Source organism: uncultured Streptococcus sp. (assembly GCF_901875575.1).
Taxonomy (GTDB): domain Bacteria; phylum Bacillota; class Bacilli; order Lactobacillales; family Streptococcaceae; genus Streptococcus.
The window spans coordinates 40,519-60,050 of sequence record NZ_CABFMF010000066.1 but is presented as its reverse complement, the minus strand read 5'-3'; the positions used below and the strand labels follow the sequence as shown (position 1 = coordinate 60,050).

Annotated in this window: 19 protein-coding genes and 4 pseudogenes; 2 read left to right on the top strand and 21 right to left on the bottom strand. The window is 34.3% G+C overall.

Features of this window, described 5'->3' with window-relative positions:
- Nucleotides 1-284 precede the first annotated feature (284 nt).
- The 21 genes and pseudogenes from QZ114_RS08880 to QZ114_RS08780 all read right to left on the bottom strand — a co-directional run bounded on the left by QZ114_RS08880 (nucleotide 285) and on the right by QZ114_RS08780 (nucleotide 16,420).
- A complete protein-coding gene (locus QZ114_RS08880) occupies nucleotides 285-1,967 on the bottom strand; it encodes an ABC transporter ATP-binding protein (RefSeq protein ID WP_295502386.1) in 1,683 nt (560 codons plus the stop codon).
- Between the two features lie 21 nt (nucleotides 1,968-1,988).
- Nucleotides 1,989-2,708 (bottom strand): ABC transporter ATP-binding protein, encoded by a 720-nt coding sequence (locus QZ114_RS08875; RefSeq protein WP_295502384.1) that lies wholly within the window; start codon nucleotides 2,706-2,708, stop codon nucleotides 1,989-1,991.
- A gap of 134 nt (nucleotides 2,709-2,842) precedes the next feature.
- Complete coding sequence (locus QZ114_RS08870) at nucleotides 2,843-3,583, bottom strand: ABC transporter permease (RefSeq protein WP_295502382.1); 741 nt, start codon at nucleotides 3,581-3,583, stop codon at nucleotides 2,843-2,845.
- A 170-nt stretch (nucleotides 3,584-3,753) separates the two neighbouring features.
- The gene (locus QZ114_RS08865; RefSeq protein WP_295502380.1) at nucleotides 3,754-4,389 is read right to left on the bottom strand and encodes a TetR/AcrR family transcriptional regulator; all 636 of its coding nucleotides are present in this window, start codon (nucleotides 4,387-4,389) and stop codon (nucleotides 3,754-3,756) included.
- A gap of 156 nt (nucleotides 4,390-4,545) precedes the next feature.
- Nucleotides 4,546-4,887 carry a GntR family transcriptional regulator gene (locus QZ114_RS08860; RefSeq protein ID WP_295502378.1) on the bottom strand — a complete coding sequence of 114 codons (342 nt, stop codon included), beginning with the start codon at nucleotides 4,885-4,887 and terminating at the stop codon, nucleotides 4,546-4,548.
- The gene (locus tag QZ114_RS08855; protein WP_261041967.1) at nucleotides 4,884-5,105 is read right to left on the bottom strand and encodes a DUF1648 domain-containing protein; all 222 of its coding nucleotides are present in this window, start codon (nucleotides 5,103-5,105) and stop codon (nucleotides 4,884-4,886) included. The genes QZ114_RS08860 and QZ114_RS08855 overlap by 4 nt, the downstream gene beginning before the upstream one ends.
- An 18-nt stretch (nucleotides 5,106-5,123) precedes the next feature.
- Entirely contained in the window at nucleotides 5,124-6,692 is a 1,569-nt protein-coding gene (locus QZ114_RS08850; RefSeq protein ID WP_295502374.1) for a hypothetical protein, read from the bottom strand.
- Nucleotides 6,685-7,395, bottom strand: coding sequence for an ABC transporter ATP-binding protein (locus QZ114_RS08845; protein WP_295502373.1), 711 nt, complete (start codon nucleotides 7,393-7,395; stop codon nucleotides 6,685-6,687). Before QZ114_RS08845 ends, QZ114_RS08850 begins: the two co-directional genes overlap by 8 nt.
- A gap of 109 nt (nucleotides 7,396-7,504) precedes the next feature.
- Complete coding sequence (locus tag QZ114_RS08840) at nucleotides 7,505-8,122, bottom strand: TetR/AcrR family transcriptional regulator (protein ID WP_001205792.1); 618 nt, start codon at nucleotides 8,120-8,122, stop codon at nucleotides 7,505-7,507.
- A 146-nt stretch (nucleotides 8,123-8,268) separates the two neighbouring features.
- Complete coding sequence (locus QZ114_RS08835) at nucleotides 8,269-9,048, bottom strand: alpha/beta fold hydrolase (protein ID WP_295502370.1); 780 nt, start codon at nucleotides 9,046-9,048, stop codon at nucleotides 8,269-8,271.
- 197 nt (nucleotides 9,049-9,245) lie between these two features.
- Nucleotides 9,246-9,875: a DUF6037 family protein gene (locus tag QZ114_RS08830; RefSeq protein ID WP_295502368.1), complete on the bottom strand. Its 630-nt coding sequence runs from the start codon at nucleotides 9,873-9,875 to the stop codon at nucleotides 9,246-9,248.
- A gap of 149 nt (nucleotides 9,876-10,024) precedes the next feature.
- Complete coding sequence (locus QZ114_RS08825; RefSeq protein WP_295502366.1) at nucleotides 10,025-10,333, bottom strand: phage head closure protein; 309 nt, start codon at nucleotides 10,331-10,333, stop codon at nucleotides 10,025-10,027.
- Complete coding sequence (locus tag QZ114_RS08820) at nucleotides 10,333-10,611, bottom strand: head-tail connector protein (protein WP_295502364.1); 279 nt, start codon at nucleotides 10,609-10,611, stop codon at nucleotides 10,333-10,335. The genes QZ114_RS08825 and QZ114_RS08820 overlap by 1 nt, the downstream gene beginning before the upstream one ends.
- Before the next feature lie 21 nt (nucleotides 10,612-10,632).
- Nucleotides 10,633-11,809 (bottom strand): annotated as a pseudogene (locus QZ114_RS08815) (phage major capsid protein).
- 4 nt (nucleotides 11,810-11,813) lie between these two features.
- Nucleotides 11,814-12,497, bottom strand: coding sequence for a head maturation protease, ClpP-related (locus tag QZ114_RS08810; protein ID WP_295502362.1), 684 nt, complete (start codon nucleotides 12,495-12,497; stop codon nucleotides 11,814-11,816).
- Between the two features lie 7 nt (nucleotides 12,498-12,504).
- Nucleotides 12,505-13,797: pseudogene (locus QZ114_RS08805) on the bottom strand (phage portal protein).
- Nucleotides 13,798-13,907: 110 nt separating this feature from the next.
- Nucleotides 13,908-14,741 carry a nucleotidyl transferase AbiEii/AbiGii toxin family protein gene (locus QZ114_RS08800; RefSeq protein WP_295502360.1) on the bottom strand — a complete coding sequence of 278 codons (834 nt, stop codon included), beginning with the start codon at nucleotides 14,739-14,741 and terminating at the stop codon, nucleotides 13,908-13,910.
- Complete coding sequence (locus QZ114_RS08795) at nucleotides 14,734-15,330, bottom strand: type IV toxin-antitoxin system AbiEi family antitoxin domain-containing protein (RefSeq protein WP_295502358.1); 597 nt, start codon at nucleotides 15,328-15,330, stop codon at nucleotides 14,734-14,736. Before QZ114_RS08795 ends, QZ114_RS08800 begins: the two co-directional genes overlap by 8 nt.
- A gap of 63 nt (nucleotides 15,331-15,393) precedes the next feature.
- Nucleotides 15,394-15,702 (bottom strand): annotated as a pseudogene (locus tag QZ114_RS08790) (terminase TerL endonuclease subunit); the annotation flags it as partial.
- Nucleotides 15,659-16,183, bottom strand: a complete 525-nt coding sequence (locus QZ114_RS08785; RefSeq protein ID WP_295502356.1) for a hypothetical protein — start codon at nucleotides 16,181-16,183, stop codon at nucleotides 15,659-15,661. The pseudogene QZ114_RS08790 and the gene QZ114_RS08785, both read right to left, overlap by 44 nt.
- Before the next feature lie 12 nt (nucleotides 16,184-16,195).
- Complete coding sequence (locus QZ114_RS08780; RefSeq protein WP_295502354.1) at nucleotides 16,196-16,420, bottom strand: hypothetical protein; 225 nt, start codon at nucleotides 16,418-16,420, stop codon at nucleotides 16,196-16,198.
- Nucleotides 16,421-16,806: 386 nt separating this feature from the next.
- Between QZ114_RS08780 and QZ114_RS08775 the strand changes: the two are divergent.
- A pseudogene (locus tag QZ114_RS08775) lies at nucleotides 16,807-17,100 on the top strand (conjugal transfer protein); the annotation flags it as partial.
- Nucleotides 17,084-19,531: an ATP-binding protein gene (locus QZ114_RS08770; protein ID WP_000331160.1), complete on the top strand. Its 2,448-nt coding sequence runs from the start codon at nucleotides 17,084-17,086 to the stop codon at nucleotides 19,529-19,531. The pseudogene QZ114_RS08775 and the gene QZ114_RS08770, both read left to right, overlap by 17 nt.
- The last annotated feature ends 1 nt before the right edge of the window (nucleotide 19,532 follow it).

The following is a 19,532-nucleotide window of genomic DNA, read 5'->3' as shown; positions in this document are numbered from 1 at the left end:
TACATTACTTACAATTATAAAAATTAATCTTCCCCTCTCATCTTGCTATATTCTATACTATTTTTGTGATCAATTATCTAACACATCCCTATTAGATATATTTCAACTTCCAAAATCTTTTCTACTATTCTTCTGTATATAAATAGAAATCTAATTATTGTTATTTCCATATAAGATTTTTTCTATAAATCACATAGACTTTAGTTTGCTACGATACTAGATTATCCATTATCAAAAAGCTTTAATTTAAAGACCTTTCTTCCCCTCTTTTCATTGTAGCAATACTACACACTCAACTCAAACAACTTATAAAACTCACCTCTCCTATCCATCAAGTCACAAAAAGAACCATCTTCAACAATGACGCCTGCTTTCATAAAGAGAATTCTATCGTATCTTTTCAAAATGTTTTCATTCAACTTATGCGTAACAACAAGAACCGTCAAATCTTGAATTTCTAAAATTGAATTTTCAATTTCAGTAGTAACTTTATTATCTAAAGACGAGGTAGCCTCATCTAATAATAAGATTGGTGTTTTTCGAATTAAAGCACGCGCAATACTAAGTCTCTGTCTCTCTCCCCCAGATAGATTTGATCCATTCTCGCCACATGAAGTTTGTAGACCTAATTCATTTTCTAAAATATAACTTTCTAAGCCAGACTGCTGTACAGCTTTTTTTATATCATCTTCAGTAAAGGATTGACTAAGGGTAATATTTGCTTTTAAAGTATCATCAAAGATATAAACATCTTGCTGAACAATAGTCATTAAGTTATAAAGGCTCTCTGCTGAAATAGCTTGCAAATCTTGATTATCAATTGAGATATACCCACTTGTTACATCATAGAAACGCAGTAATAGATTGAGTAAAGTTGATTTTCCACTACCTGACATACCTACTATTGCAATTTTTTCCCCCTTTTTGATCTGTAAAGATAAATTATTAAAAATCTTTTCCTCAGCATTAGGGTAGGAAAAATCTACATTTGAAAAAGAAATGACATCATCAAAATATTCTTTCGTTTTACCAGTTTGAAGTTCGATTACATCTTTTACCTCAAATGAATTCAGTGTAGCCTGACCTTCGCGGAATTTACTCATTCCCATACCAATTTCATTTAGTGGCATTACTACAAAATTGACTAGTTGAACAATAGCTGTAACACTCCCAATTGTGGTATGCCCACCGAAGACCAGATACATTCCTCCACCAAAGGCTACTAAAAAAACAATCATCCCTGAAAGTTGAGAAATAACATTAGATAAAACATCAAATTTCCCTTTGATGAAATATATCTCATCCAATTTTTCACTTTCGTTTTTGTAATCTTGACGGATAGCATCTTTCACATTAAAACTTTTTATAACGAGAAACCCTGCTAAAATATCTTTAACCTTAGCTAAATATTTCTGATCGGCTATCATAGAACTATTTTGTAGAGAGGCTGATTTTTGTCCAATAAATCCTGAAATCATCATAGGAATAATGCTAGCAATGATAACTAATAAGGTCAAAAACCAATTACCTATAAACATGGCTACTAGTGAGAAAATCATTAAGGAAATATTTTTTGAAATATTAAAATATTGGTGCAAATAATCCTGCTCAATTTTCTTCATGTTCTCAGTTAATATTGAAATAAATTTTCCTGATTTTTCCTTAGAAAATTCTCTATAATCCCTATCTAAAATAGATTCAAACACCTTATTTTTGTATCTTGACATAATCTGCCTAACAAGTTTATTTCTTAATCGAAGGGATATAAAATTAAGACTGGCATAGATAAATATTACGATAGCACCTATTAGTATAGCTTGGGTTAGAGCTTCCCTATTTTGGGACATTCCACTATCAATTATAATTTTAATAGAATAAGCAAAAGCAATATTAGTTAAAGGAACTAATATATTAAAAATCATGAAAGTATAAAAAGACTTCTTATGGTACTTTGTCAATTGTTTCATTCCTAATCTACCTCGTAATTCTTAAATTTCATTTAGAAAATGTGACATAAAATATTCTTCTAAGTCAATATTCTCTCTCCTAATCTCTTTCATAGAGACCTGTTCTACAATTTCTCCATTTTTGATAACACCAATTTTATCTGCTATCTGTGAAATTTCCGATAATATATGACTCGATATTAGTATTGTAATTCCATGCTCCTTAGAAAGCGACAACAAAAGATTCCGAATTTCTTGAATTCCTATTGGATCTAAACCATTGATTGGTTCATCTAAAATTAACAATTTAGGTTTTGTTAGGAAAGATCGAGCTAAACCAAGTCTCTGTCTCATTCCTAACGAAAACTCTTTTACTTTTTTAGTCGTATTTTTTAATCCGACCATCCTTAAGGCTCTTATTATATCTGATTCAATAATATTTTTCCCCATATACTGAGCGTGAATTTCTAAAATTTCTTTTCCTGTGAGGTTTTCATAAAAAATTGGTGTTTCAATAACACTTCCAACTTGACTTAGAATCTCCTCTCTGTGATCTTGTAAATTTTTTCCAAAGATTTCAATACTACCAGATGTAACAGTTGATAAGGATAACATGCATTTCATTAAAGTTGTTTTCCCTGCGCCATTTGGTCCTAAAAATCCATAGATTTCTCCTTCAGCAATTTGAAGGTTGATACCACTTAAAATTTCTTCTTTATCAATTGTTTTAAAAACTTCTTTTACTTCAACAATATTTTTCATTTCTATCTCTCTTTCTATATCTAGCTTTAAATGCAAGAATTTTTCTTCAGGAGCATAACTACCAACTTATACAACTCTTCTTTTAAAGTAATCATCAAAGAATTATCACTTTCCTTCCATTAAATTCAACTATACTACTTGATACTAATATCTGATTTTGAAATAGTATAAATTGAAAACGAAACAATCATTAAACTTATGAAACTTGCAAATATCAAAAAGAATAAGTTATCAGCAATATTATTAGATAAACTTCCTGGACTTACATTTGAAAGTAATGCTGCTAAACCAAGTCCTGTAAGCATTGTTATAGCTGTTGAATGCTTAATCATGCCTAAAACAAATGGTAGTATTCCGATTAATACCGTCCCAAACGTAATTCCAGCTAAGTCAATCATTTGATTAGCTACTGGGATATAATTTGATTCGGTTAAAACTGCTACTAATTTAATTAATAATTGAATCACTAAATGTGCAGTAAAATGAGCAATAAATGATATCAGAATTACTGTAAGCACTTTTCCCCATAGTAACTTTATTTTAGAAACAGGGTAGGAAAACAGCTGAAAAATTGTTCTTCGTTTAAATTCATCAATAATAATCGTAGACAATAAATAAGATTCAAAAATCAAAAATGCTGCTTTTGTAAATAAAGATGAAAACAATGAAGCTACAATCGCCCAACCTTCCCATTTACCAGTAACTCTAATAACATTAGAATCCTGTCCAGTGAATTCTCCTAGTTTATTGTCAGTACCTAATCCCATAATAATGATTGCTGTAATACCTAACACTATCAATATAGTACACAACCAGGCTAAAAATAATTTTGATTTTGAAACTTTATTTAATTCAATTTTAATAAGCGACAACATAGATTTTTCCTCCAAAAAATTTTGTTAATATTAATGACGCTAGTCAAAAAGCACTTTACATACTTATGGTATGTAAAAACTAAAAAAGAAACATACTAAAGGTATGTATAATAGTATTTTTAATACCATATCTAGAGTATGGTATTTTTTAAAATATCAATACTTAAAATTTATTTGGCACTTTTTAAGTGATCAAATAAGTTGAAAATTACTTCCATCATTTCATCAGAAATCAACTGCACCCCTAGTCCTTCAAAAGTAAGTTTAATGAAATTCATTTTACGCTTTAATTCTTCTACTGAATAAATAGAAATTTGGAACCCAATCCAAATATTCAATGTTAAAACAATCAAATCAGCTAGCTCTTCTGGATATTCTGTTTTAATTGATTTATCTTCAACACCTTCGAAAACTTTTTCTCTAATCCCTGGTAAAAAATCAGAAAATAAATTTAGATACTGTTCACCTAATAAACGTGGGCTTCTTAACATAATTGAAGCTGAGTATACAAGCCTTTGTTGTTCAAAATCAGAGAAAGCATCCATCAAAGAATTTTGTATTTTTTCTAATGCAGTATCTCCTCTCCAATTATAATTTAGAATTTCTTGATTATTTTCGCTAAGGATTGATTGCAATATTTCATCTTTAGAGTCAAAATGATGATAAATAACACCTTTTGTCAACCCACCTAACCCAGCTATTATATCTTGTATTGAGGTATTATCAAATCCTTTTTCTAAAAATAAATCTTTCGAAACTTCTAATATTTTCCTTCTTGTTTCTTCCGGATTTCTATTCCTTGCCATTTTAGTCCCTTTCTATCATACCGATGGTATGTATTGTATTATAATGTATTAAACTCATAATGTCAAGTTCTTTGTTGGAAAATGCAAAAAAGCCTTAAAATCAAGGCTTTTCTATACTTTCACAAATAATCCTAATAAATTTCCATTCAATTTCTTCTAAGCATCTTTTCTAAAAAATAAATTGACAATCTCATCTTCTGAAAAGCCTAACTCACCTAGTTTTTCAAACAAAATTTTCACTAGCTTGTTAGATTCTTGATATCTTAACTCCTTTATTTCTTGCTCGCTTGCTATGACAAAATATCCTAATGTTCCACAGCTAATAATCAAATTCTGTTCTTCGAGAACTTTCATTGCTTTTTGAACAGTTGCCGGATTACACTTCTCGTTTTCTGCTAATCTCCTTATTGAAGGAATTTGTTGTTCAGGTGCATAATCACCTCTTAAAATAGTCGTTCTTAATTTTGATGCAATTTGTAAATATAGATGTTGTTTCATTTAATCTTTTTATTATCACTTTCCCTAACAAACTTCCAATATGCAGAATAAGGGATGACTGTAGCTAGTAGAAGATAGTATTTATTTGCAAATATATCTGCTTCTCCTTTTGCATTGAAATGAATCGGAACTTTTTCTGGGAGAAATCTACAAATAACAACTATTATAGCTAGCATTACTAATAACACCAAAATATCTTTTATCAGTCTGTTTTTCATCTTATTTTTCTCCTTTAACTAGATAAAATTTGACTTGGTCATTTTTATATAAACTCTAAACGAAATAGCCAGTAAAATTACTGATACTGCTTGCAAAATAAATATAATCGGAAGATTAAACAACCAATTAAGCAAAATAGGCGTAATAAGCGTAATAAGCGTAATCATACCAATAATTCCAGTTACAATAACAGGAAGACTTTGTTTGACAACTATCATCTCACTGTCCCAATCATAGTTAGGATATTTTTTATTTAATGAAATTCCGATTACCGTTATAAAAAGGGAGTAGCATATAGGAACAATAACTAGATTCATAACTTGAATAGGATTCATATCAAGTTTCAGCATAAATACAGATACAGAAATCATATATCCAATCAAATGAAGTGTAAGGTTGACAGCTATCTTAGCATTTAAAATCATTCTTACTTCAACCGGAGAACTTTTCAAAATCCAAATATTTTTACCTTCTAAAGATATAGATGAAGCTGCTGGACAACTGAGTGAAAGCATAGATGCAATAAAGACGGGAGCTAAATTTGAAAGATACTCATTTATATTTACAATTCCTGCAGAATTTCCTATTTGACCTACAGAATTAAACAGGAAACATATACTAAAGACACATAAAAGAATCACTCCAAGCCCAGCATTCAAGACTGCCATATAAGAACTTAAAAATCGTCCAAGCTCTTTTTGATACAAGGCAAAAAATACCGATTTTCTTTCATAAGATACTTTGTCATTAGCATATCTTAATTTTGTATTGGCAAGTGTATTAAGTAGTCCATACTTCAACGAAGCAATTTTGACAAATAGATAAAAGACGACTATTGAAAGAACTATATAAAATCCCATCCCATAGTACATTGGAAAATTGTAGTATGACATAAATAGTCTAGAAATTGGATACAGTCCAGTAATTTGCTTAGCCAGAGTAACCCCAATACTACTTTCAACACCTGATTGCAAAGCTGATAATGCAAAATATCCAATTATACCTAACATCGCAAATGAAAAAATAAGAGAGATAACATTTTTCCTTTTAAAAAAAGATGAAGCGACAACAATAATGAGTCCCATGCATGCTGCTATACACATGGGGATCAAAGGGGCAAAAATTATAGAAGTAAAATACAATATAATCTGTAGGAGGTTTAAACTTCCGTTCAAGCCCCATACAATTCCACCCGGAAGCATAAACATCAAGCCTATTAAAAAATTCAATAAGTACATAAACATGAACTTGCTGGTGATAATATACGAACTTTTAACAGGTAAGGATAGGAGAATTTCCATATCTCGACTGCCAAATAAAATGCCATTCGAATAAAAGACAGTCAAAAATAATATTGAAAAACTTGATATAGAGACCATATATGCCGGTATCAATCCCCGCTGTCCAACTTGTACCAGTGTTTTGGCTGTCATAATATTATAGACACAGAAAAATATAGCAAGAGTTATTATGCCAAAACTCGCAATAGCCATTGAACTTTGTTTTTTATTTCCTGAATCTCTAATCTCGTTAATAGGAAAGAAATTAATCAATTGCGCTTTAAGCAGTATCCAAATGTTACTCATTGTCCTGCACCTCCATGAAAAATGCCTCCAATGATTCATCACCTTTGACGTCTCCTGTATTGCCACTTGCAATTAACTTTCCATTTTTGATAATGGCAACCTTATTACATAATTTTTCAGCAACATCCAATACATGGGTTGAAAAGAAAATAGCACCTCCATCTGAAACACACTCATGCATAATTTTCTTTAGTAGGAAAGTTGCTTTGGGATCTAGCCCAACAAAAGGTTCATCTAAAATCAACAGTTTGGGAGAATGTACAAGTGCAGAAATAATGGCTGTTCGTTGCTTCATTCCATATGAATATGAGGAAATAATCCCCGAAAGATGCTCAGTCATATCAAATAAATCACCGTATTTTTGGATTCTCTCCCTGCGTATTTCTGTAGGAATTTCAAACAAGTCAGCAATGAAATTAATATATTGAAATCCTGTCATATGTTCATACAAATCTGGATTATCTGGGATATACGCCATCATTTTTTTATAAATAACAGGTTCTTCTTTAATAGAATGACCGTTGATAATTATACTTCCGTCTTCAAAATCATGGATACCGACAACTGCCTTTATCGTTGACGTTTTTCCCGCACCATTTGCTCCAATAAAACCATAAATATCTCCAGGCTGTACTGAAATAGATAGGTTATCCACAACCTTCTTATCCCCATAACTTTTACTAAAATTCTTTATCTCTAACATATTTTCGTCTACATTGACAATTTGTCAGTCATATTTTGAAATAATACCGATAGCTTGTTTTGATTTAGCTATCGGTACATAGTTCTCTTTACAAACATTCTATCTTTTTTTAATTGCTAAAGAGTCCTTTTGTATTTAGATTTTGTTCCAGCATTATCTTAAATGCATTCAAGTAATCTTTGACAGGTTCTTTCTTTGAAGTTATTATACCTATGTTATTTGAAACAAAAACATAGGCTGTCATCAGAAATTCTGCTGTTTCTGATGGATATTTTACAGAAAATACTTTTTCTGAGATGCCTTGATTTATTATCCTATCAAAATATATAGTCAGTTTTTCAATGAGCTTATGAGATAACTTATCTAACATATAACGATTTTCTTCAAGATCAACCGTCTTTTGTAACTCAGTTCCTTCCGCTGAAACGTTATCTGTAGAGATTATTGTGGCATCTATAAAGGCTCTTATTTTTTCAATAGCAGTTTTGTCGTCATCATTGACAATCACATAAATATCTCTCAATAATTTCTCTGAATAACGTTCCACAAGACAATACAGAATATCTTCTTTGTTCTTAAAGTGATAGTATAACAAACCTCGTGATATATTTACCTTATCGACTATATCCTGAGTTGTTGTGTTCGCATATCCTTTCTCCATAAAGAGGAGCATAGCAGCATCCATAATCTCAGCCCGTCGAATTTCCGGATCTTTTACATCTCGCATTTTATTCCTCCTGATTACAAATTATACTACTCTACTGACAAATTGTCAATTGTAAAATTACCTTTTTGAGGATACCAAAAAATCCTTGACACCAAGGCTTTTTCGTCAACATTTTTTTCTAAGCTCGTACAAGCAGTACGACCGCTTCAACGTTGATTGCTCTTTAAAAACGGCTCAACTAAATCAATCCACTCCTGATGTAGGTAAGATGATAAATAACCGTGATTATAACCCTTTGCTTCATACAAAATTGTATTTGAATGTAGCTGATGAAATAATTTCGCTGATTCTTTCACACAGTTCAATTCTTTTTCACCATAGATATACAGAACCTGAGCCTTGCTAGCAGAAATCATATCTTTCAGCTTGTAATGCCCCATATAGGTTTGGTAAATGGTCACCAATGTTTTAACAGGCGTCCTTGGAAGATCCTCCAAATAATAAGCTTTTATTTCCTCTGGATAAGCCAGTTTAGGATAGAGTTTGTTCATCATGCTTAACTGAAGTTTGCAAGAGAATTTATTGAACATCAGTTTACCAAATAGAGACACTAGAAAGATGCTGGTTTTTGATAACCTTGGTTGAGGAATACAGAGGCTTCCGTCTATGATGGCCTTCTCAGCAATTTCACTATCTAAAGACAAAAGCTCCATGGCAATTTGACCACCAAGTGAAACACCACCGATTGCAAACAATTTCCCACCACAGTTTGCTTTGATATAGTCTAGAATCTCCAATGCAGAATCTTCAGTAGAAACATAATCAAGTTGATGTTCCTCGCCGTGTCCATTCAAAGTGGGTAGAATAATACGGTATTTTTCTGACAAGATACGTGCTTGACGAAGATAATTCCACCAAGAACTGCCACCACCGTGTATTAGTAAGATAGGAGGTAAATTCTTATCCCCAAATTCATGGAATTTCATGTTTAAACTCCTTACTGTAGGACTTTCACTAGCTAATTTTCCTTGTTCGATCAGCTCTTAAAAGCAGTACCACACACTCCACATGAAACGAGTGAACACTATGTATGTCAAGTGAACATGTATGTGGGAACATGTCTATAAACCTTTTGACAATAGCATAAGGTTATCGTTAAAAGGTTTAATCCATATATAACAAATCAGTGTCTAGCAGCAACTTGCTTTAGTATTTCCTCATCAGTTCTTTCATCTTCTAATTTATCAGAAAAGAAGAAACTAAGATTTTTATCCTCTTTATATTTTTCATACAAACTTCTTCTTAGAGTATACGCCTTATTACTATTCGCCTTTGATCTGGTATTCTTTCTTCCATTAATCTCTCCACTTCTTCTTACATCATAACAGTATATTGCGTTAGGATTGTTTCCCTCACATCTTGAACCTTGGAGCTGTTTAATTAAACCTTGCTTTTCCTCATACTTTTTATCTGGTATAAATTTTGAAAAAATTTCAGAGAAGTCTACAAATAAATTTCTATTTTCACTACCTTTATTTATATTAAAAAAATCCGCAAATTCATTTAAAGAATTGAAGTGAACCTCGAAAAAATCCGCATATGCTTGTATAGATTCATTAATATTATTAGCCCTAATGAATTCTAATTTTACCTTAGCATATTCAGATGGCTTTCTTTCTGTATCACTATATAACTTTAATATTACAACATAATCCTCATTTTTGTAATTGAATAAAAAGCTATCAATAATCCATTCTTTTTTCTCCATACTACTTAACAACTTAGGTAGATTTTTAAATCTAATTTCAGCCATATAATCACCTCATATTATTTTTATATTCTTTCCATTCTTTATTCTATTATCTACTGGTTTCTATACATCTTTTTTGTATAGCCAGTACAATGTATTATCGCGACAAACAGGAATGTATATAACTAAATGTTCCAAATACCTTCTTGACCTTAGGTCAATCTAAATTTATCAAACTTCTTTCTGCTTAATCTTATTATACCATAAATAGAATTATGAAAGATTACTCTAAAACCTATTGATAAAATATCAGCTACCTCTCTACTGTAGCGAATAGTAAAATCAATCTTGCTTTCATCCCACACAGCACCACTACTTGTTTCCTCCTGCGGACTTTCACTGCTAATGGTTGCATAGCAAGAATAGTATTTACTCCACACATTTTTATGATTTCCTATTTTATCCACTTCAATTTTGCTTTTTTCTATAGTAATGCGTTCATTTAATAGTAAAATTTTCATTAAAATCCCACCTTTCTTGCTCCAAATAGCATAGATCTAAGTGTAATTGTTAACTCATGATGGTCGGCTTCTTCTCTATGTTCATAAAGATAGGCAGCCCCATATAGAACCGCCACCTTATATTCTTCAAAGTTTTCTCTGATGATTTCTTCTTCATTTTTTCTTGCAATAGCAAGGCACATCTTCTCTGCGGACTGGATAAGGGTGCTAATAAGATTATCATCTTCACTGGTATCCACCCTAAGATAGTTTTTCATTTCTTCTAGACTTACAACCATAATCAGCACCCTTTCCATTAATTATGATGTAGCCTTAATTGGTAGAATCTGAACAGCCTCTTTTAATACCAGCTTCCCATAGACTCTCTCCTTAGCCACAAAACCAATCATTCCATTACCTGCAAATAGTTCAGTAAGTTCTTTAAAAGAACGAGCTCCTCTATCACCAATGTTGTAATAGCTAAAGTCAGCGAATGCGATTGCATTTTCTGGTGCAAAGGCAGAAGTCTTAACTGGATAACCAAGAATTCTATCAGGCTCACTATCCTGATAAGATGGCTGCCAAATATATGCACCATTGTTATCTTTAAGCTTTATCACCTGTGCGATTGTCTTATCATTCATGATAAAAGTAGCATTCTTTCTATATGAACGTTTTAATGCATGGATAAGGTCAATCAAATCATCAGATTTTACTGCTGTGACGTCCTTTAGATAAGTTCCTCCATTAGTTTTATTAAAAATACCAGTTGGTTTGCCAGTACCATCACCGTTTAGGAAAGCATCTTCCTCTGCGTTTGCCAGTGCTTTACCAAAAGCAGTCAAGATTATGGTCCTCTAGTTTAAATGCATTATCGTATAATAGCTCTTCTGTTACTTTGATTGCTACATGAAGTTTATGTGCATCAAGAAGCACCTGTGCAAACTTAGAATCTCTAAAGTTAAGTGCTCCACCTTCTTCAATCCAAGCTGCTGCAGGATCTGACATAGCAATATTGATTTTATGCTGACCACTTGTTGTGATAGTTGTTCCAAGAGAACGCATGATATTTTCTTCTTCAAGCGTCTCAATCAATCTGTCATCGTACTCGTCTGGAACCAAATACCCACCATCTGCATCAACACCTTCTTGAAGAACATTTTCTACTCTCTTAAAGTTCGTACGCAGAGCATTTAGCATCGCATTTTTATACTCATCTCTTGCTCTGCCTTCCTTCTCCTCTTTTTCATCTACTTTCATAGGTTTTGTTACAATAGCATTTAATGTAGGTTTGGATAATTCTTTATCTAGTTCTTCCATCTTCTGTAGACGCTCAATCTCTAGGCTAAAATTATGGACCTTCTTTTCCGTTTTGTCATAGACCAAAGCATCTTCTTCAGAAATAAGGCCGTCCTTCTCTCTCTTACTATCAAGGAATGCCTTAGCACCTTCCCAAGCTTTATTACGTTTTTCAATCATCTCTAAAATCTTACTCATTTTTCTACCTCCAATTTTTCATTAAAAAAAGACGGTCCATTAATTCGTCCGCCTTGATGCCTTTGTTTGTTTCTTTATTTTCTATCTTGCATTTAGCAGCTAGCTTATCCATCAGTGAATTTACTACTTGTGCCTCCTGATACATCATTGAAACCTGTGGAATTTCCATGTCATTAGCTTCACTTCTTTTTAAGATGTCATCTGCAAAACCAAGCTCTACAGCTTTATTAGCATCCATCCATGTTTCTGAATCCATTAGATGAGATAGTTTTGCTCTGGACAGTCCGGTCTTAATTTCATAGGCATTGATGATTGACTCTTTCACTTCATCTAGCATTGAGATTGCTTTTTCCATCTCCCCCTTATTTCCAAAAGCAACAGTCATAGGATTGTGGATCATAAGCATGGATACAGGACTCATTAAAACCTTTGTTCCTGCCATTGCAATAACAGATGCAGCACTTGCTACTATGCCATCAATCTTGACTGTGACACCACCCTTATAGTCGATTAGCATATTGTAGATTTGAGCTGCTGCTACACAGTCGCCTCCTGAAGAGTTAATCCAAACAGTAATGTTTCCATTCCCCTTATTTAACTCATCTTTGAAAAGCTGTGGTGTTACATCATCATCAAACCAAGATTCTTCAGCTATCGTTCCATTAAGGAATAAGATTCGTTCTGTCACTTCCTATTCATTTTGGTTTTTCACTTCGTTCTTCCACTTCCAAAACTTCTTCATTTGGTTCTTCCTCCTTCCCTTCATCACCTGCAAATGCTCCGGCACGGTTTAGTGGGAGCATATTTCCATTTATGAGATACAAATCCCTGCCTTCTTCACTAGGAATACGATCAAGGTTTTCTAATTCTCTAATATCATTGGCAGACATCCATCCGTTTTGTCTTCCGATAGCATAGCCATTCATTCTTGATTGGTAATCTCCACGAAGGATTCCATCAACATTGAATTTGATATAGTACTTTTTCTTTTCCTCCTTAGTAAAAAGCCTTCGAACAATGGATTGCTCCCATCTTGCTACCCAATGATCAAGAGTGTACTTCACAAACTCTAGAGATTGCTGCTCGATATTAGAAAAACCAGACTTCTCAAGGTCACCTACCATATGAGGTGGTACTCTGAAAATCCTAGCTATCTCATTGATTTGAAATTTTCTTGTTTCTAAAAACTGTGCTTCATTTGGAGAAATGGAAATCGGCGTGTACTTCATTCCTTCTTCCAAAATCGCTATCTTATGGCTATTTCTTTCCGAAAAACCCTTAGACCAGCTTTCCCTCATAGCCTCAGGATCTTTTACTGTTCCAGGATATTCTAAAATTCCACTTGGTGTTGCCCCATTAGCAAAAAACTTAGCTCCATATTCTTCTGTTGCAATTGCCATGCCTATAGCATTTTTAGCCATTGCAATAGGTGAATAGCCAACAAGACCATCAAAACCAAGTCCTGGAATATGAAGAACATCTGACCCGTTTAACTTAACAATCCCTTGTTTTTATGTTCCTGCATCTGAATCACTTACAAAGTATTCATAACAAATTTGGCCCTTATCATCTCTATCCACTTTCATCCTATCCGATATAAGCGGATAAAGTCCTAAAACTTCACCCTTACCATTTCTGATAATCTGGGCATAAGCATTACCCCAAAGGAGTAAATGTGTCATCATAGTTTCTCTAAAAACGAAACTTGTCATTTCAGGGTTTGGTTCATCGTGCAGCACCTTATATAACGGATGCTCTATTGCTTTTTCAGTTCCTGTATCGCTTCTAAGGTATACATGAAGTGGCAAACTTGCAACTGCTTCAGATAAAATACGAACACAACTATATACTGCGGTCATCTGCATAGCCGAGCATTCATCTACTCTTCTACCAGATGAAGAACCATCCATTAAAAAACTATATGCACTTCCATTTGTTCTATTTGTTGGCTTATCACGACTTTTGAATAATCCACTTAATATTCCCATTCAAATTCCTCCTATTTATTTGCATAGAAAAAGCACCTCCTAAGAGATGCTTTGCTTTAATTTTATCCCTTAAAACAATGGTTGATTTACGGGATTTTTATTTTCATTATTTACATAGACATTTCGACTAAAACGTTTAGACTTTCAGTTATTTCACTAAACTCAATTCCTTTAGAATATGGATTTTTCTTTTGATATCTTATCCATCGTTCTTTAATCAAAGAATCCTCATTAATATGACTAATAATAACTTTTGCTTCATCCTTAGAAATCACAGTCTTTCTATACCTAAATGTCATAGAAACTGCTACTTTAAGTTCTTTCACATTGATATCTTCTATTTTATTTTTCAAAATAGCATAGATATCGTAAAAATCTTTACTTCTACTATTATTTTCCGCTCTTGCAAGTACTGTTTGTAGTTTCTCTGATAGCACAGATTCTAGAGGATAAATCTTCAACTCAATATTATCACCCAAAATTGTGCTATATCTTTCTATCCTTGGGAAAGGATAAATTGGATCACCTGTAGCAATATCAATACTAAACGGAATTTTAATATTAGCTAAGTGACCAATTATGTGAAATCTCAGTCCACCATATTCATCCTCCGCTCTAATGTCTTCAGCATCACCCTTTAATTCAAACCAGATATCTGATTGTTTACCATCTTCAATAATTTCTGCTAAAACTTTTCTCATTTTTACGGGCTCTAATGGACATCCCTTAACTAAAAAATCAATGTCCTGTGTAGCTCTATTTTGAACCCCTAAAGAATACGTTAATAGCATTCCGCCCTTAAGCATAAAATTTTCTCGATGCACACTGTCAGAAAGTAATTTTAGAAATTCATCAAAGAAAAATTTACTCAACACCAAATTATAATTTAAATCAAGTTCCTTTGCTTTATTCCTTAGTTTTTGTGTTATGCTATCTTTATTCATGTACAATCACCTCAAGTATTTCCTCTATTTGCTGTGCTATTCCAAATTCCTTGGCATATTTTCTTAGTTTCCATATATTCTTAGAATCTTTCTTGATATATAGATTCCAAGCCTTTGAAAATATCTCTGTGTCTTGATTTTTTCTATCTCTCACTAAATCACAAATAGTTCTTTCCATATCATATGCATACACAGTATTTCCCATATCAGTTTTGATTTCAGTTTTACCAAGTTCATACCATCCTTTTTTAACTTGATGAACAATCGTAGAATCCTTAATACGCCATGCATTGTAACCTTGCTTTACTGTTACCTCATTAGTAAAAGGCAATCTATCTGTTATTTTATGCAAGTATAGTGCTGTTTGATATGAATAAATACAAGCCTTATTTTGAAGCTGAAAAAAATAAAGTTCATCATAATTTTCAAAATTCGGATCGAAATAAACACCTCTTGCTACTCTTTCAAGTTCTCCTTTTTGCACCATATTTGTAAGATACCAAGAGTCGATTTTATTATATGATACTTCCTTTGCCGTTATTATTCCGTTATTCTGTTTTATAATTTCTCTTATCTTATCCTCATTCATTACTTTTCACTTCCTTTTGTGCTTTATTATATACTAAATAACGCACAAAAGCAAGTCCTATCTTTACATAAATAAAATGCCCCTGCTGTCATATACACTTTCAGTATTAGAATTACCACACCTAATTGCTCTATCAAGTGCCATGATGGTAGCAATCGCACCATCAATTTTTTCTGTGGACTTTTCCTTATCTGCTTTGATATTCCCTGCAGAGTCTGTCCTAATAAATATATTATCCATATTCTATCTAAGAACAGGATTCTCACTGTGGGCTATTTTTTGTTCTAGTGTTAATTTCATAAGTTCTTTCGTTGGTGGTGACATATTCTTAAATCCTTGTCCAAAAGGAACTACGGTAAATCCCATAGACTTTACGCAAGACTTTCTTGAGTTTACGACGCTGGGTTTTACGTTCATCCTTTCCTTTAACGGGTGTCTCCTCAATGTCCTGGTTCAGTTTTTCCAATTCTTCTTCAAGGACTTGAGCGAATGCAAGCAACTGCTCTGAAGAAATTGGTTCTTCTTCATCCAGCTTAATAGCCTGATGGATAAGGGGTGTGATTTCTTCTTGAAAATAGACCTGTATCTGTTCTTGAAGTTTGGCGGAGAATTTCTCTGTCGCTTTCTTCCACACGAAACTATACTTGTTGGCATTGGCTTCAATCCTAGTCCCGTCAATAAACAGACAATCTAAAGTCACTAACTCTTCCATTTTTAAACGAAGATTGAGGTCGATGAAAAGATTACGAATGAGTTCTTCCATCCCTTCAGCGACACGAAACCGATTGATGGTACGGTAGCTGACAACCAACTGTCCTGTTAGGTACTGCATATCCAGATTTTCAATCATCATTTTTTCAATTTTTCAACCAGAGAAAATCCCTTGTGAATAGGCAAATAGAAGAGTAGATACAAGCATTTTGGGGTGATAAGACGGGCGACCACCAAAAGCATGATAGAAGGCGTGGAAATGACTATCCTCCAAGGTATTCACCACTTTTTCAATAGTAAAGACGAGATGGTCTTGTGGCAAGAAGAAACTGATTTCTAGTGGTAAAGTTGTTTGATTTGTGTTATAGTGAATATGCATGGGATAGCCTTTCTAAATGGTTTATTAAGCAATTCTATTTTACCAAGACTATCGTAACCATGCAAAAAAGCAACGGCAAATCCGTTGCTTTTTTTGGAGATAAGAGACTATTGTCCCAGACTCTTCTTAACCCCTTTCGTTACAAGGTTTCTAGACTTTTACCAGCAACACTACACACTAAGCGTCTCGGACTTACCGTATCATTTCGTCGATCCCCCTCCTCACTCTACGAGTCCTATCCCATGGGCGGAGCATCTATTTTTACTTTGCTGATACCTCAGCTCGTACAAGCAGTGCTACCACCTCAACATGATGCGTCTGTGGGATTCAAAAGGTTTGGGGAACCTTTTGAGGATTAACTACGTTTCTCCAACAAGCTTACACATTCGACGTGGTTTGTCGTGTCACTCTTTGCAGTGATGATACTTGGCAACTTGCCCCCTCTTTCCATGATAGAGGGAGCATTTCTCAAATACTTTGGGATTCCTGTGGCTTTCACATGGTTTATGTCTACAAAAACTTTTGATGGTAAAAAGCCTTATGGATTTTTGAAGTCTGTCATTGCTTATGCACTGCGACCAAAGCTGACCTATGCAGGAAAAAAAGTAACGCTTGGCAGAAACCAGCCACAAGAAGCCATTACAGCAGTTAGGAGTGAATTTTATGGCATATCCAATTAAATACATTGAAAACAATCTCGTCTGGAATAAAGACGGGGAATGTTATGCTTACTATGAGCTTGTTCCTTACAATTACTCATTTCTAAGTCCAGAACAGAAAATACAAGTGCATGATTCTTTCAGACAGCTTATCGCACAAAATCGTGATGGCAAAATTCATGCTTTACAAATCAGTACAGAATCCAGCATACGTTCTGCACAAGAGCGTTCCAAAAATGAAGTCACTGGCAAGCTCAAAGCGGTTGCCTATGACAAAATCGACCAACAGACAGACGCTTTAATATCCATGATTGGCGAAAATCAAGTGAACTACCGTTTCTTTATCGGCTTTAAGTTGCTTCTCAACGATCAGGAGTTTTCTATGAAAAGTCTTACCGTTGAAGCAAAAAATGCTTTGTCTGATTTTGTCTATGATGTGAACCATAAGCTGATGGGCGATTTTGTTAGTATGAGTAATGATGAAATCCTGCGTTTTCAGAAGATGGAAAAGCTCTTAGAAAATAAAATCTCTCGTCGTTTCAAAATCCGCAGGTTAGATAAGGACGACTTCGGCTATCTGATTGAACACCTTTACGGACAGACAGGCACTGCCTATGAAGAGTATGAGTACCATCTATCAAAGAAAAAGCTGGATAATGAAACGCTGATTAAATACTATGACTTGATTAAGCCTACTCGCTGTTTGGTGGAAGAAAAACAGCGATATTTGAAAATCCAGCAGGAAGATGAAACCGTCTATGTAGCTTACTTTACCATTAACAGCATTGTCGGAGAACTGGACTTCCCGTCCTCTGAAATCTTCTACTACCAGCAACAGCAATTTACATTCCCGATTGATACGTCAATGAATGTGGAAATTGTAGCGAATCGTAAAGCCCTATCTACTGTCCGCAATAAAAAGAAAGAACTGAAAGACTTGGATAACCACGCTTGGCAAAGTGATAATGAAACCAGCTCCAATGTGGCGGAAGCTCTGGAAAGTGTGAATGAGCTGGAAACCAATTTAGACCAAAGCAAGGAATCTATGTACAAGCTGTCTTATGTGGTAAGGGTATCAGCAAATGATCTTGACGAACTCAAACGTCGTTGTAATGAAGTGAAAGATTTTTATGACGATTTAAGCGTAAAACTGGTACGACCATTTGGGGATATGCTCGGCTTACATGAAGAATTTTTACCTGCCAGCAAGCGTTATATGAATGATTATATTCAATACGTGACCTCTGATTTCCTCGCTGGTTTAGGTTTTGGTGCTACTCAAATGCTGGGGGAAAATGAGGGGATTTATGTTGGCTACAGCTTAGATACTGGACGCAATGTCTATCTGAAACCTGCTCTTGCCAGTCAAGGGGTTAAGGGTTCAGTAACCAATGCGTTAGCGTCGGCTTTTGTTGGTTCGCTGGGTGGTGGTAAATCCTTTGCGAATAACCTTATCGTCTATTATGCGGTGCTTTATGGGGCACAAGCAGTGATTGTAGACCCAAAAGCAGAACGTGGCAGATGGAAAGAAACCTTGCCAGAGATTTCCCATGAAATCAATATCGTCACTCTGACTTCTGATGAGAAAAACAAAGGCTTACTTGACCCTTATGTGATTATGAAAAATCCCAAAGATTCTGAATCACTGGCTATTGATATTCTGACATTCCTTACGGGGATTTCCTCTCGTGATGGGGAACGCTTCCCAATCCTTAGAAAAGCCATTCGTGCAGTAACCAATAGTGAAGTACGAGGGTTGATGAAAGTGATTGAGGAATTACGGGTTGAGAATACGCCACTAAGTACCAGTATAGCCGACCATATCGAAAGTTTTACAGACTATGACTTTGCACATTTATTATTCAGTAATGGTTATGTGGAGCAGTCTATCAGCTTAGAAAAACAACTGAACATTATACAGGTTGCGGACTTGGTACTTCCCGACAAGGAAACTTCCTTTGAGGAATATACCACTATGGAGCTTTTATCCGTTGCTATGCTGATTGTCATTAGTACCTTTGCTTTAGACTTTATCCATACAGACCGAAGCATTTTCAAGATTGTAGATTTAGACGAAGCATGGAGCTTTTTACAGGTAGCACAAGGAAAAACACTATCTATGAAGCTGGTTCGGGCTGGTCGTGCTATGAACGCTGGGGTATATTTCGTGACCCAAAATACAGACGACCTCTTAGATGAAAAACTGAAAAATAACCTCGGCTTAAAATTTGCATTTCGTTCCACTGACCTTAACGAGATTAAAAAGACCTTAGCCTTTTTTGGTGTAGACCCAGAGGACGAAAACAATCAGAAGCGATTGCGTGATTTGGAAAACGGGCAATGCCTTATCAGTGATTTATATGGTCGTGTCGGTGTGATACAGTTCCACCCTGTATTTGAAGAACTGCTCCATGCCTTTGATACCAGACCACCTGTGCGAAAAGAGGTGTAAA

Excerpts from the sequence above, each read along its gene's own strand:
- QZ114_RS08880 (WP_295502386.1), bottom strand. The coding sequence starts at position 1,967 with ATGAAACAATTGACAAAGTACCATAAGAAGTCTTTTTATACTTTCATG.
- QZ114_RS08875 (WP_295502384.1), bottom strand. The coding sequence starts at position 2,708 with ATGAAAAATATTGTTGAAGTAAAAGAAGTTTTTAAAACAATTGATAAA.
- QZ114_RS08870 (WP_295502382.1), bottom strand. The coding sequence starts at position 3,583 with ATGTTGTCGCTTATTAAAATTGAATTAAATAAAGTTTCAAAATCAAAA.
- QZ114_RS08865 (WP_295502380.1), bottom strand. The coding sequence starts at position 4,389 with ATGGCAAGGAATAGAAATCCGGAAGAAACAAGAAGGAAAATATTAGAA.
- QZ114_RS08860 (WP_295502378.1), bottom strand. The coding sequence starts at position 4,887 with ATGAAACAACATCTATATTTACAAATTGCATCAAAATTAAGAACGACT.
- QZ114_RS08855 (WP_261041967.1), bottom strand. The coding sequence starts at position 5,105 with ATGAAAAACAGACTGATAAAAGATATTTTGGTGTTATTAGTAATGCTA.
- QZ114_RS08850 (WP_295502374.1), bottom strand. The coding sequence starts at position 6,692 with ATGAGTAACATTTGGATACTGCTTAAAGCGCAATTGATTAATTTCTTT.
- QZ114_RS08845 (WP_295502373.1), bottom strand. The coding sequence starts at position 7,395 with ATGTTAGAGATAAAGAATTTTAGTAAAAGTTATGGGGATAAGAAGGTT.
- QZ114_RS08840 (WP_001205792.1), bottom strand. The coding sequence starts at position 8,122 with ATGCGAGATGTAAAAGATCCGGAAATTCGACGGGCTGAGATTATGGAT.
- QZ114_RS08835 (WP_295502370.1), bottom strand. The coding sequence starts at position 9,048 with ATGAAATTCCATGAATTTGGGGATAAGAATTTACCTCCTATCTTACTA.
- QZ114_RS08830 (WP_295502368.1), bottom strand. The coding sequence starts at position 9,875 with ATGGCTGAAATTAGATTTAAAAATCTACCTAAGTTGTTAAGTAGTATG.
- QZ114_RS08825 (WP_295502366.1), bottom strand. The coding sequence starts at position 10,333 with ATGAAAATTTTACTATTAAATGAACGCATTACTATAGAAAAAAGCAAA.
- QZ114_RS08820 (WP_295502364.1), bottom strand. The coding sequence starts at position 10,611 with ATGGTTGTAAGTCTAGAAGAAATGAAAAACTATCTTAGGGTGGATACC.
- QZ114_RS08800 (WP_295502360.1), bottom strand. The coding sequence starts at position 14,741 with ATGAATAAAGATAGCATAACACAAAAACTAAGGAATAAAGCAAAGGAA.
- QZ114_RS08795 (WP_295502358.1), bottom strand. The coding sequence starts at position 15,330 with ATGAATGAGGATAAGATAAGAGAAATTATAAAACAGAATAACGGAATA.
- QZ114_RS08785 (WP_295502356.1), bottom strand. The coding sequence starts at position 16,183 with ATGATGATTGAAAATCTGGATATGCAGTACCTAACAGGACAGTTGGTT.
- QZ114_RS08780 (WP_295502354.1), bottom strand. The coding sequence starts at position 16,420 with ATGCATATTCACTATAACACAAATCAAACAACTTTACCACTAGAAATC.
- QZ114_RS08770 (WP_000331160.1), top strand. The coding sequence starts at position 17,084 with ATGGCATATCCAATTAAATACATTGAAAACAATCTCGTCTGGAATAAA.